General features: G+C 70.6%; 10 protein-coding genes. 4 read left to right on the forward strand and 6 right to left on the reverse strand.

Going from position 1 to position 13,127, the window contains the following annotated elements:
* Positions 1-210: 210 nt before the first annotated feature.
* The 5 genes from K3888_RS14105 to K3888_RS14125 are packed head-to-tail and all read right to left on the reverse strand — an operon-like array spanning position 211 to position 6,450.
* On the reverse strand, positions 211-2,868 hold the full coding sequence (locus K3888_RS14105) for a multicopper oxidase domain-containing protein (RefSeq protein ID WP_230930912.1): 2,658 nt from the start codon (positions 2,866-2,868) through the stop codon (positions 211-213).
* A gap of 33 nt (positions 2,869-2,901) precedes the next feature.
* The gene (locus tag K3888_RS14110) at positions 2,902-3,708 is read right to left on the reverse strand and encodes a molybdate ABC transporter substrate-binding protein (protein WP_230930913.1); all 807 of its coding nucleotides are present in this window, start codon (positions 3,706-3,708) and stop codon (positions 2,902-2,904) included.
* 3 nt (positions 3,709-3,711) lie between these two features.
* Positions 3,712-3,975, reverse strand: coding sequence for a ubiquitin family protein (locus tag K3888_RS14115; protein WP_230930914.1), 264 nt, complete (start codon positions 3,973-3,975; stop codon positions 3,712-3,714).
* Positions 3,976-4,006: 31 nt separating this feature from the next.
* Complete coding sequence (moaA, locus tag K3888_RS14120; protein WP_230930915.1) at positions 4,007-5,053, reverse strand: GTP 3',8-cyclase MoaA; 1,047 nt, start codon at positions 5,051-5,053, stop codon at positions 4,007-4,009.
* Positions 5,054-5,088: 35 nt separating this feature from the next.
* Entirely contained in the window at positions 5,089-6,450 is a 1,362-nt protein-coding gene (locus K3888_RS14125) for a uracil-xanthine permease family protein (RefSeq protein WP_230930953.1), read from the reverse strand.
* 203 nt (positions 6,451-6,653) lie between these two features.
* Between K3888_RS14125 and K3888_RS14130 the strand changes: the two genes are divergently transcribed.
* The 4 genes from K3888_RS14130 to poxB all read left to right on the forward strand — a co-directional run bounded on the left by K3888_RS14130 (position 6,654) and on the right by poxB (position 12,412).
* Positions 6,654-7,907 (forward strand): molybdopterin molybdotransferase MoeA, encoded by a 1,254-nt coding sequence (locus K3888_RS14130; RefSeq protein ID WP_230930916.1) that lies wholly within the window; start codon positions 6,654-6,656, stop codon positions 7,905-7,907.
* A 357-nt stretch (positions 7,908-8,264) separates the two neighbouring features.
* The gene (locus tag K3888_RS14135; protein ID WP_230930917.1) at positions 8,265-8,924 is read left to right on the forward strand and encodes a TetR/AcrR family transcriptional regulator; all 660 of its coding nucleotides are present in this window, start codon (positions 8,265-8,267) and stop codon (positions 8,922-8,924) included.
* A complete protein-coding gene (locus tag K3888_RS14140; protein WP_230930918.1) occupies positions 8,921-10,639 on the forward strand; it encodes an MDR family MFS transporter in 1,719 nt (572 codons plus the stop codon). The genes K3888_RS14135 and K3888_RS14140 overlap by 4 nt, the downstream gene beginning before the upstream one ends.
* A 54-nt stretch (positions 10,640-10,693) precedes the next feature.
* Entirely contained in the window at positions 10,694-12,412 is a 1,719-nt protein-coding gene (poxB, locus tag K3888_RS14145; protein ID WP_230930919.1) for a ubiquinone-dependent pyruvate dehydrogenase, read from the forward strand.
* Between the two features lie 16 nt (positions 12,413-12,428).
* On the opposite strand, the gene K3888_RS14150 is transcribed toward poxB, so the two are convergent.
* Positions 12,429-13,100: a TenA family protein gene (locus tag K3888_RS14150; RefSeq protein ID WP_230930954.1), complete on the reverse strand. Its 672-nt coding sequence runs from the start codon at positions 13,098-13,100 to the stop codon at positions 12,429-12,431.
* Between the last annotated feature and the right edge of the window lie 27 nt (positions 13,101-13,127).

Raw genomic sequence — 13,127 nt, forward strand, 5'->3', positions numbered from 1 at the left:
CGACTGCGACTTTTGATGACGTATCACCTAATACAACCGGCGCCCCCGCCCCGCCTATTCCCGGCGCACGAAACTTCCGAGTCGCCCATCGAGCAGAGACTTCCGCACGCATCGCCCGAGTGCCGACGTGCGAAACCCGCTTATCGATGCTGTCGTCGCGCGGGTCGATGCTGCCGCCGCGCAGTCGCGAGCGCGGATGCCGCTGTCGGGTCAGCCGGTGACGTCGATGAAGCCCGTGGCGCCCTTCTCGGCGTCGGCGAAGGAGTGGTCGACGAACGTGTAGCGGCCCGGCTCGACGAAGGTCATCTCCACGAACCCGCCCTGCGCGGGCGACAGGTCCAGCGCCTGCGCCCCGCCGCTGCGGCCGCCGAACGCGTCACGGCCGTCGCGCAGCAGGTAACCGCCCTCTTTGTAGACGGTGTCGAACTGCGAGCCCACCACGTGGAAACTCGTGCCGTCGCTCGGCCCGGCCGCCACCACCCAGATCCGCACGGTGTCGCCGACGCGCGCGGTGAGCGGGTCGCGGCGGTACTGGGTGGCGTGCCCGTTGAACATCACCAGATCCGGCTGCCGGGCGGCGATCTTGTCCATGTCGAACGGCTCGTCCGGCCCGCCGAGGTACGACTCGGATTGCACCAGCACGTACTCACGGTCGACCGGCGGCAGATCCGGCGGATCCACGATGAGCGCGCCGAACAGCCCCGCGGCGACGTGTCCGGTCATCGGCATGCTGGCGCAGTGGTAGAGCCAGGCACCGGCACGGTTGACGGTGAACCGGTACTCGAGTTCCTCCCCGGGCGGGATCGTGCGCATCACCTCGTCGGGACTCACGTCGCCGGCATGGAAGTCGATCGAGTGCCCCATCGTGCCCTCGTTGCGCAGCGTCACCACGAACTCGTCGCCGACCCTGCCACGCAGCGTCGGCGCCGGTAGCCCGCCGTTGTAGGTCCACACGGGCCGCACCACCCCGGGGGCGAGCTCGTCGGTGGTCTCGGTGACCGTGAGCGTGACGCGGTGGACGCGCCCGGGCGGGGCGGCGGCCAGAGCGGGGTCGCGGGTCACGACGGCGGCCGACGGCGGCGCCATCACGTCGATGGCGTCGGTCGGGCCGGTCGTGCCGGAGGCGACATGGTCACCGTGGTCACCGGTCACCGCCGGATCGTCGCCCTCGACCAGCACACTGAACGTCATGCCCATCGCCTTGTGCCCGGCGATCGTGCACCAGCCCTCGATCGAGCGACCGATCACCCCGGCGTCGAACGTGACGGTCTCGCCCGGGTCGACCCGGCCCGAGTCGGCGCCGTTGGTCAGGTACAGGTCGTGGATGTTGGTCTCGTCGCGGTTGGTGAGGGTGATCTCCAGCCGGTCCCCGGCGGGGACCGTCACGGTGTCGGGAAGGAACCGCATCCCGTCCGCGGTGACCTCGACCGACGTGGTGTTGCCGGTGGGGGTCACGGCGACGGCCTCGCCGCCGCGGCGCAGCGGGGAAGAGGGGTCGACGACGACGGCGGCACCCGTGGCGAGCACCACGACCAGGACCGCGGCCAACGCGCCGGTCAGATTGCGCTGCTTCCCCGGCGCGATCGGTGGCCGGGGCGTGTCCGCGCTGACCCGGGCGGGCTTCTCCCCCGCCTCGCGCGCCGCCGCGGTCTCGCGGATGACCCGCAGCTGGGCGCGGACCGCGCGGATCATCACCGGCAGGAACAGGACGAAGCCCAGGAATGTCAGGGACGAACCCACGACCCGGGTCCAGCTCGTTCCGCCAGGGGCGAGGAACACAAGCAGGCCGGCGTTGACCAGCACCAGCCGGAACACGGCCAGGCGGTTCATCTCGATCATGCCGGCCCGCACCGCGGCGGGACCACCTCGCATCACGGTGGGCATGAGGAAGCTCATCGCCCCGAACAGGATCTGGGCGGCCGCCCCGGCCAGGAGCGGCACGGTCACGGCGCCGAGGTCCTCGACGCGGTCGGCCGCGACCAGCAGGGCCGCCCAGCCCACCGCGACCGGGAACCAGATCAGGCCGCAGCCGATGCTCATCGACGCGAACTCCCGCGGCGGCGTCCGGCGCGCCATGCGGACGAGATAATAGAGGTGCCAGAGGACGGCCCCCAGGTACACGGCCATCGCCGCGGCCGTGACGATCCACGCACCGGCCAGCGAGGCCGCGGCCACCGCGACGACGGAGACCGACAGCACGACGAGTGACTGGGTGGCCGCAGTGTCCTGGCCCTCCGCCATGAGCGCCCGCAGGACCGTCGCCCAGAAGGTCACCAGGGTGGTGAGCACGGTGATGCCGACGAAGCCCAGCACATTGACCGCGAGGTGGAACGCGTGCAGCCGGACGGACCACTCCGCGGGGACGCCGACCCCCATGAACGCGCCGGCCACCGCACCGGCAGGAAGGAACGCCGCCGCGATGGCGTAGTACTTCACGATGGGCCGGAAGCGGGACGGGGCGGCGGCCCGAATCTGCCGGGCCAGGTCCACGATGTACCAGCACACCGCCCCGCCGACGACGGCCGCGCCCGCGATGATCGCCACCGGGAACGCGGCGATCATGCCCGCCACCAGCACCACGATCCCGGCGTTGAGCACCATGATCCGGCGCACCTGGACGCCCCGGGCACTCTCCGGGGGCCGCCGGTGCAGCAGTATCTCGGTGAAGTGTTGCCCCCACACGAGGATCGAGTTGGTGATCAGACCCAGCGTGAACATGTGGACGAGGACCCACGGGGAGGCCGGAACCCAGCGGTGGACCACGCCCAGGATCACCAGGGCGATCATCCACAACTGGACCGGCCGGGTCGCCCGCCGGTGCCACGATCCCCTACGCCGAGACCCGGCCTGCGGTTCAGCGGTGCTCATGGGCCCCCAGTCTAAGTTCTCGTTGATACCGGCTCAGCCGGAGACCGCCTCGAGCCCCGAGTTGAGGAGCGCGCTGCGTCCGCGACTGGAGAGCACCAACTCGACGAATCTGTCCGAGGCGGCCGCCTTCACCTCGGAGGACTGGCCGTCCTCGCCGCCGGGCACCCTGGCCAGGACATAGCTGGTCGTGCCTGAGGCCTGCTGGAGTTCGCGGTCCCTCGGGTCGACGTCCACCTCCTCGACCCAGCCGTGCGAGCTGGCCACGTCGGTCCGGTAGATGATCCCCACGTCGGCGTCGTTGTCCGCGAGCTGGGCGGCGAGCGCCCGGGACCCGGCGATCCGTTCGACGTCGACCGGGTCCTCGCCCGCCGCCGTCAGAAGGATGTCGGCGGCCTGACCGCAGGGCACCTCCACATCGCAGAGCCCCACCCGCAGGCCCTCCCGGTCGAGATCCCCCAGGCCGGAGACGTCCTTGGGATTGCCCGACGGCACCGCCAGCACCACGTGGTTGCGCGCGAAGACGCGCGGGTCCACCGCCGCCCCCTCCGCCACCACCTTCTGCATGGCCTCCTCGCTCGCGGAGGCGAACACGTTGATGTCCGAACGTGAGCCGAGGCTCTTCGCGATCTCGTTGGACCTGCCCAGCTCGATGCTGACCCGCACCCCGGGATTGTCGGCCTCGAAGACGCTGATGATCTCCGTGAACGCCGCAGACAGCGACGGTGCGGCCGCCACGCCTATGGTGACGGCCTCCTCCTCGACTCCCCCACTCGCGCAGGCCGCGGCGCCCGAGCAGGCGAGAACTGCGGTCAGGACGGCGAGGGCCGGGCGCTGGCGCACGAGTCAGCCCCCGGCGAACGGCGGCAGTACGTCGACATCCGAGACACCGGCGATCGAGGCGTGCGGGTCCCGGGTGGTCTCCTCGCCGACCAGGAAGGAGGACACGGTGACGATGCTCGCCAGCGGCTCGCCGTGGCGCTCGCAGACCTCGCGGGCCAGCTCGCCGACAGTGGCGGCGTGCGTGTGCAGCCGTTCGCGTGCCGTGCCCGCCGCGTCTTCCGCCGCGGCGTAATAGCCCACGGTGATCACTCTCGGATTACTGCTCACATCGCCGATGTTATCGCCTGACTCGGACACGTCACCCACCGATAGCTCCCATCGACCGCCGCGGCCGGTGGAACGCCGTGCCGCCGATCCCGTGGCCGGCCTGCTTGCCCCACATCGCACCGCGCCACGCGTCGGCGACCTCGCGGTCCGGCGCCCCGGAGCGCAGGACCCCGAGCACGTCCGTCTCGTCGTCGCTGAACAGGCACGACCGGACCGTGCCCTCGGCGGTGAGGCGCGTGCGGTCGCAGGCGGCGCAGAAGTTCCGGGTGACCGTGGCGATCACGCCGACCGTCGCGGGCCGGCCACCCACGGTGTGCCCGGACACCTCCCACAGTTCGGCCGGCGCCGACGGGTCGTCGCGCCCCGCGGGGATCAACTCGTACCGGGTCGACAGCGAGTCGAGCACCTCCTGCGCGGTGACCATCTCCACCCGCGACCAGGTGTTGTCCGCGTCGAGCGGCATCTCCTCGATGAAGCGCAGTTGGACGCCCTCGGCGAGCGCCCACTCCAGCAGGTCGGGCGCACCGTGCAGCGTGGCCCGCATGGGCACGGCGTTGACCTTGACCGGGTCGAGCCCCGCGGCCACCGCCGCCCGCACGCCGCGCAGCACCGACGGCAGCCTGTCGCGCCGGGTCAGCTCGGCGAACTCGGCCCGGTTGACGGTGTCCAGCGAGATGTTGATGCGGTCCAAACCGGCGTCGACGAGCCCACCGATGCGGTGTTCGAGGCCCACGCCGTTGCTGGTCATGGCGATCGGCAGGTCCGGACACTCGACGCGGGTGCCGGCGATGATCCGCTCGAGGTCCTGCCGCATGAGCGGCTCCCCGCCGGTGAACCGCACCTCGTGGACGCCCAGCTCGCGGTGCGCCAGGGCCACCAACCGGATGACCTCCTCGGTGGTCATCCTCGCCTCATCGGGGATCGGGGGCAGCCCCTCCTCCGGCATGCAATAGGTGCAGCGGAGCGAGCACTTCTCGGTGAGGGAGACCCGGAGGTCCCGGGCCACTCGCCCGAACGAGTCGACGAGCAGCGGAGTGGCGGGGCGCGGTGAGCGCGTTCCGATCTCGGACTCTGCCACGGCGACACCTCCAATCTTCGGTCGCTGCGGCCAGTCTAGGCCGGACCCGGATCCTCGACCTCCGGGTTGGGCCCGAGCAGGGTCATCTCGTGGGTCTCGTCCCGTTCAGCCTGTGCGCGCAGCTGCGGCGCGATCACCCGGCCGAGGTGGTAGCCCAGCACCACGACGAGGGTGCCCAGGGCGATGCCGCCGAGCTGGAACGAGTCCGTGATGTGCAACGTGGTGTCACCCACGGCGATCACCACGCCCGCCGCCACCGGCACCAGGTTGAGAGGATTGCCGAAGTCGACCCGGTTCTCCTTCCAGATCTTGGCGCCGAGCAGGCCGATCATCCCGTAGAGCACCACCGTGATCCCGCCCAGCACGCCGCCCGGGGTCGCGGAGATCACGGCGCCGAGCTTGGGGGAACATCCCAGCACGATCGCGGTCAGCGCGGCCACCACGTAGGCGGCGGTGGAGTACACCTTGGTCGCGGCCATCACGCCGATGTTCTCGGCGTACGTCGTGGTGGCCGACCCGCCGAACGAGGTGGCCAGCACGGTGCCGGCACCGTCAGCGGCCAACGCCCGCCCCATGAGCCCGTCGGTCTCGGTGCGCGTGATCTCGCCGATCGCCTTGACGTGCCCCGCGTTCTCGGCGATCAGCGCGATCACGCCGGGCACCACCAGCAGCACGAACGCCAGCGAGAAGTCGGGCGCGTGGATACCCACCACGCCGGCGGCCTCGTCGGTCATGGGCGGCAGCCCGATCCAGGCGGCGTCGGCCACCCCGGACCAGTCCACGCGCAGGTGCTCGGCCACCTCGCCGGCGGTGGCGCTGAACGACGTGATGGGCCCGGTGAGCACGTCCAGCACCCAGGACAGGACGTAGCCGAAGATCAGCGCCAGAAAGATCGCGATCCGCCCCGCGAAGCCCTTGAGCCCGACGGTCATCCCGATCAACACGATCATCACCACCAACGCGACCCACTGGTCCTGCGGCCAGTACGTCTCCGCCACGACGGGTGCGAGGTTGAAGCCGAGCAGCATCACCACGGCGCCTGTGACGACCGGCGGCAGCACGGCCGTCACCACCCGGCCGCCCACGAAGTGCACCACCAGGCCCACCACCAGCAGCGCCGCGCCGGCCACGAGCATCGCGCCGGTCACCTGGGCGCTGGTGCCGCCCTGCGCCCGGATCGCGGCGACCGCGCCGACGAACGCCACGGACGTGCCGAGGTAGCTGGGCACCCGCCCCTTGACCACCGCGAGGAACAGCAGCGTACAGACGCCGGAGAACAGGATCGCCAGCTGCGGGTTGAGCCCCATGATGATGGGGAACACGAACGTCGCGCCGAACATCGAGACGACGTGCTGCGCGCCGATGCCGATCGTGCGCGGCCAGCTCAGCCGCTCCATCGGGGCCACGACCTCGCCGGGACGGATGTTCTTGCCGTCCCCGTGGACCGACCACAGGCCGGTGCGGGCGGACGTCGTAGCTGGCGTTGTCGTCGTCCTACCGTCGTTCTTCTTCTCCGCCACGTCCCACCCGTCACCCTTCACCGTCCGCGGACCGCCGCGCGCGGGCCTTAGGCACACTACAACGCGGTTACCGTGGTGGCATGGCTTCCTCCCACAGCGACACAGCGCGTCCGTCCCCCGACGGCTACCGCGACCTCGTGCGCACGCACTTGGCGCCGATGCTGGCCCGCGCCGCGCAGTCCACCCGACTGCCGTTGGTGGCGTGCCCCGATTCGGTGCTGGCTCGCGACCTGCGCGCCGCGGTGGACCTGCCGTTGTTCGTGAACTCGCAGATGGACGGGTACGCGGTGCGGTCGGCGGATGTGGCCGAGGCGAGCCCCGACGTGCCCGCGCGCTTGCGGGTGGTGGGGGCGGTGTACGCCGGCCAGGGGCCGGGGCCAGGGGTCGACGACGACGAGGCCTGCAAGATCATGACCGGGGCGCCCGTCCCCGAGGGTGCGGACTGTGTCGTTCCCGTGGAGGACACCTCGCCGGACCCGGACGACGACTCGGTGGTGCTGGTGCGGGCACCTCGCGCGCGGGGCGAGTTCGTCCGGAGTCCCGGCGACGACGTCCGTGCCGGCGACGTGGTGATCCCGGCGGGCGTACAGCTCCGGGCGCGGCACCTGGCGGCGGCGGCCTCGCTGGGGGAGTCGGCGCTGGACGTGCGGCCGCGACCCCGGGTCGGGGTGGTGGCCACCGGTTCGGAGCTGGTCGCGCCCGGGCGGCCGCTGGGGCTGGGGCAGATCTGGGAGTCCAACTCGCTGACCCTGACGGCCGCGCTCAAGGCCTGTGGTTGCGAGGTGACCGCGACGTTGACCAGCGGCGACGACCGCGACGAGTTCACCGCGGCCCTCGATTCCGCGGTCTCCGACGCGGACCTGGTGGTGACCGTGGGCGCGGTGTCGATGGGCGACGCCGAGGTGGTGCGGCAGGTGCTCGACGGACGCGACGGATCCCGGTTCGCGCCGATCGCCATGCAGCCCGGTGGCCCGCAGGGGATGTCGACGTGGCGGGACACGCCCGTGGTGTGCCTGCCGGGCAATCCCGTGAGCGCGTTGGTGTCGTTCGTGGTGCTGCTGCGGCCGGTCATCCTCGAGGCGGTGGGCCGGTCGCCGGTGCAGCCCGTGCGGGCCCGGCTCTCGCGTGACGTCACCTCCCCCGCCGGGAAGGTCCAGTTCCTGCGGGCGGCGCTCGGCCCGGACTCCGGTGCTGGCATCCCCGTCGCCGAGCCGGTCTCCGGCCCCGGCTCACACCTGGTGGCCTCGATGGCCCGCGCTGACGTGCTGGTGGAGATCCCCGCCGACGTGACCTCGCTGGCCGCCGGGACCGAGATCGAGGCGATTCCTCTGTAGGGTCCGCCCTGCCCGACCACCCAGGGGACTCGCGCACCCTCTTTGCGCAGTTCCGCGGCACCTGCGCACCCATATTGCGACATTCTGGGCGCGTAGCTCCAGTCCACTTCCGGCCCTGCCTATCCCGCTCGACCAAGTGGTCGCGATCCGTGAGATCACGTCGCGATTCGTGAAACCCGGTCGCGTTCCTGCAGGCCTTCTCTCGGCCGATACCTGCAGGAATGCGACCGATTTGCGGGCCTCATGCGGCTGGCGGGAGCAGAACTCCGGTACGGCCAGAAAGCGCGTGACCAAGCACACGCTTTTGCATTGTCTGCAAACTTGCACAGACTGCAACTTGTGGCGCATCATCGTCTGGTGAACACCGAGGATTCCTCCACCGAGCCGGCGCCCACCGGCCTGCGTGAGGCGAAGAAAGCCCGCACCCGTGCCGGTCTGGCCCGCGCCGCGCTGCAGCTGGTCGCCGAGGAAGGCCTCCACGCCACGACCGTCGAGTCGATCGCCGCCCGCGCCGACGTCTCACCCCGGACGTTCTTCAACTACTTCGACTCCAAGGACGAGGCGGTCGTTCACCTCGGTGCCGATCGGTTCCGCCGGCTGATGCTGCGCCTCTTCGCCGACACAACCGAGGCCATCGCGCCCCCCGCCGCCAATCCGGTCCTGCGGATCCGCGACGTCATGCTGGACTTCCTCCGCGAGTCCGAGTCCGACCCGGACGCCTCCGCCGATGACGACCTCGTCCGGGAAGCCCTCGAACGCGATCCCTCCCTGTTCGGAACGCTGCACACGTCGATGGCAGCGGTCGGCGCCGAGTTCGAGGCCGCACTGACCGCGCACTACGCCTCCGAGGCCGACCGCGATCTCGCCCGCGTGGGCCTGAGCGTCGCGCTCGGCCTCACCCAGACGGCCATGCAGAGTGCCCGCGCCGGGCTCACCGACGCCCCCCTCGCGGAGCTGGTCACCCACTACTTCGATCTCCTACACACCGCATTCACCGATGAAAGGCCACTTCCTTGACCAGCACCTCCACGGCGCCACCCGCGCCTGCCGGGGACGACCCGATCACGCTCACCCCGCGTTCGGTCTGGATCATCTTCGGCGCCCTCATGGCGGGCATGTTCCTCGCCTCCCTCGACCAGTCGATCCTGGGCCCGGCCCTGCCGACCATCGTCGGCGAGCTCAACGGCGTCCAGCACCAGGCATGGATCATCACGATCTACATCCTCGCCGTGGCCATCACCATGCCGCTGTACGGCAAATTCGGTGACCTCATCGGCCGTCGCAACCTCTTCCTGCTGGCCATCGCGATCTTCACCCTCGGGTCGATCGGCTCCGGCTCGGCCGGCTTCTTCACCGACCCGGCCACCGAAGCGGGCTTCTGGGAACTCGTCGCCTGGCGCGGCGTCCAGGGTCTGGGCGGCGGCGGCCTGATGATCCTGTCTCAGGCGATCATCGCCGACATCGTGCCCGCCTCCGAGCGCGGCAAGTACATGGGCCCGATGGGCGCCGTCTTCGGCATCTCGGCGGTCGCCGGCCCGCTGCTCGGCGGTTTCTTCACCGACACCGCCCACTGGCGGTGGTGCTTCTGGATCAACGTGCCGGTCGGCATCATCGCGTTCGCGCTGGCGTGGAAGTACATGAAGCTGCCCACCAAGCGCAGCACGGCCAAGGTGGACTACCTCGGCATCCTGTTCATGGTCCTCGGCACCGCGGGTCTGGTCCTGGTCACCGACCTCGGCGGCGACCAGCTGGCCTGGGACTCGCCGGGCATGATCGTGATGATCGCCGGAACCATCGCCAGCATCGTCGCCCTCGTGGTGGTCGAGCGTCGCGCCGAGGAGCCGATCCTGCCGCTGCACCTGTTCACCGGCCGCGTGTTCATCGTGGCCACCGCCATCGCGTTCGTGCTGGGTGTGGCCATGTTCGCGGCGATCGGCTTCATCCCGACCTTCCTGCAGATGGCCACCGGCACCTCGGCCGCGGGCTCGGGCCTGCTCATGATCCCCATGATGGTCGGCCTCATGGCCACCTCGATCGGTTCCGGTATCGCCATCACCAAGACGGGCCGCTACCGCATCTACCCGATCGTCGGCATGGCGCTGACCACGGCCACGGTCGCGGTGATGACCCAGATGACCGGCTCCACCCCGATCTGGCAGATCATGGGCTTGCTGCTGTTCTTCGGCGCCGGCCTGGGCCTGGTCATGCAGGTGATCGTGCTGGCGGTTCAGAACGCGGTCGATCCGCGCGAGGTCGGCGTGGCCACGAGCTCGAACAACTACTTCCGTGAGATCGGCGCGGCGATCGGCACCGCCTGGTTCGGCTCGCTGTTCACGGGCCGGCTGATCGAGAACCTCACCGACACGGTGGCCGCCAACCCGGAGCAGGCGATCGCCTCGGGGCTGAACCCGGGCGCCGTCACTCCGGCCTTCGTGGCGAACCTCCCCGAGCCGCTGCACCAGGGGATCGTGGACTCCTACGCGAATGCGTTGGCTCCCGCGCTCTGGTTCGTGGTGCCGGTCCTCGCCGTCGCCCTGCTCTTCGCGTTCTTTCTCCCCCAGGTCACGCTCAGCACCGAGGCCGGCATGATCGCGCGCGGCGAGGCCGTGTGGGACGACGGCACCCTCGTGGAAGAGGGACCGACGGAGGGCGCGGCACCCGGCGCCGAGGTCGACGACGACGACGCCACCACCGCGACCGCGCCCACACCGACGGGCCCGCCCGGCTCGTGACGCGCGTTCCTCGATCGGTGTCCGCACGCGCGCGGAGGTCGTAGGGTCGGCGGCATGGCACGTACCACGGTCGCTCGACACATCATCGACACGCTCAGCGCCTCGGGGGTCCGGCGGGTCTACGGACTACCCGGCGACTCGCTCAACGGCGTCACTGACGCCATCCGCGAGGTCGACGGCGTGGATTGGATGATCACCCGGCACGAGGAGGCGGCCGCGTTCGCCGCCTCCGCAGAGGCCGCGCTGACGGGGGACCTCACCGTCTGCGCCGGCTCCTGTGGCCCGGGCAACCTGCACCTGATCAACGGCCTGTTCGACGCCCAGCGCTCCGGGGTCCCCGTCCTCGCGCTGGCCGCGCACATCCCGTCGGAGGAGATCGGGACGGGCTACTTCCAGGAGACCCATCCGCAGGAACTGTTCCGCGAGTGCAGCGTCTACGTGGAGCATGTCTCGTCGGCCGAGCAGGCGCCGCGGCTGCTGCGGATCGCGATGCGTGCGGCCATCGAGAGGCGCGGGGTGGCCGTGCTCGTCCTACCCGGTGACGTGGCGTTGGAGGAGATCACCGCCGAGGTGGCCGCCGTCCGCCCCACCACCAGTGAGGTGGTCCCGGCCGAGGAGGATCTCGCTCGCGCCGCCCGGGTCCTCGACGGGTGCGAGGACGTGACGATCCTCGCGGGCGCCGGCTGCGCGGGCGCCCACGACGAACTGCTGCAGATCGCGGAGACGCTCAAGGCGCCGATCGTCCACGCGATGCGCGGCAAGGAATGGGTGGAGCACGACAATCCCTACGACGTGGGGATGACCGGCCTGCTCGGGTTCTCCTCGGGCTACCGCGCCATGATGGCCGCCGAGACCCTTCTGGTTCTGGGGTCCGACCTGCCTTATCAGCAGTTCTATCCCGAGGCCACGGTGATCCAGGTCGACATCCGGGGCGAGCGGATCGGGCGACGCACGCCGGTCGAGGTGCCGCTCGTCGGCGGTATCGCGGAGACGATACGGGCGCTGCTCCCCAAGCTGCGTGCGCACTCGGGCCGCAAGCATCTCGACGACGCCACGAAGCACTACGCCAAGACGCGGCGCACGCTGGACGACCTCGCCACGCCGTCGAAGCGGACCATCCACCCGCAGTACCTGACGCGGTTGATCGACGAGGCTGCAGACGACGACGCGGTCTTCCTGCCCGACGTCGGCAGCCCCGTCATCTGGGCGGCCCGTTATCTGACGATGACCGGGCGCCGACGGATCGTCGGGTCGTTCACCCACGGGTCCATGGCCAACGCGCTGTCGCAGTCGATCGGCGCCCAGGCCGCCTCGCCCGGCCGACAGGTGATCGCGCTCGCGGGCGACGGTGGGCTGTCCATGCTGATGGGCGAGCTGCTCACGCTCGTCGAGCACGACCTGCCGGTGAAGGTCGTGGTGTTCAACAACTCCTCGTACAACTTCGTGGAGGTGGAGATGAAGGCCGACGGCTTCGTGAACTTCGGTACCGAACTGTCCAACCCCGACTTCTCGAAGGTCGCCGAGGCCTGCGGGCTCGCGGGGTTCCGGGCGGACAAGTCAAAGGATCTACCGAAGACCGTCAAGCAGTTCCTCGCCCACGACGGGCCCGCCCTGCTCGACGTGGAGGTGGAGCGTCAGGAGCTCACGATCCCGCCGTCCATCAGCGCCGCCCAGGCCAAGGGATTCACGCTCTACTCGCTGCGCACCGTGCTGTCCGGCCGCGGCGACGAGCTGGTGGACCTGGCCAAGGCGAACCTTCGGCAGCTCTTCTGACCGGTCGGCCCCGCGCTCAGTCCGCGCTGTCGAGGGCCTGCTGCCAGAAGTCGGCCTCCAGGCGCGTGGCCGTGCGGAACACCTCGGTGAGCTCGTCCAGCCGGCGATCGGACAGCCCGCCCTCGGCCAGCGCGTCGAGCTGTGCGACCGCGGCGCGGGACGCGGCGGTGAACTCCTCGCCGGAGTACTCGCCGATCCACTCGCGGTACGGGTGCTCGCCGCCCTGCCCGACGTGCTCGGCCAGCCGCGGCTGCAGCCTGGCGCCGATCTCGGCGTAGCCGATCGTGCACGGGGCCAGCGCCACGCTCAGGTCCAGCAGGTCCCCGGCCATCCCCGAGTCCAGGACGTAGCGGGTGTAGGCGACGGTGGCCTGCTTCTCCGCTGCGGCCTCGAGCTCGGCGCGCGGAATGCCCCAGCGCTCGGTGAGCGTCAGGTGCAGCTCGGTCTCGGCGAGAATCGCGCCGGTCGCGGCGTGCGCGGCCTTGAGGTCGGCCAGCGTGCGGCTCTTGTACGTGGCCAGGGCATTCGCGCGGGTGAACTGGACGAGGAAGTGGAAGTCCTGGATCAGGTAGTCCTGGAAAACCGGCAGCGGCAGGGTGCCGGCGCCGAGCCTCTCCACGAAGTCGTGCCGGGTGTAGGCGTCCCATTCGGCGGCGCAGCGCGTCTTCAGGGTCTCGAACAAACTCAACGACTTCTCCTCGGTAGTGAGCTCTGG

Origin of the sequence: Dietzia aurantiaca, from assembly GCF_021033825.1 — a bacterium.
Lineage (GTDB): Bacteria > Actinomycetota > Actinomycetes > Mycobacteriales > Mycobacteriaceae > Dietzia > Dietzia aurantiaca.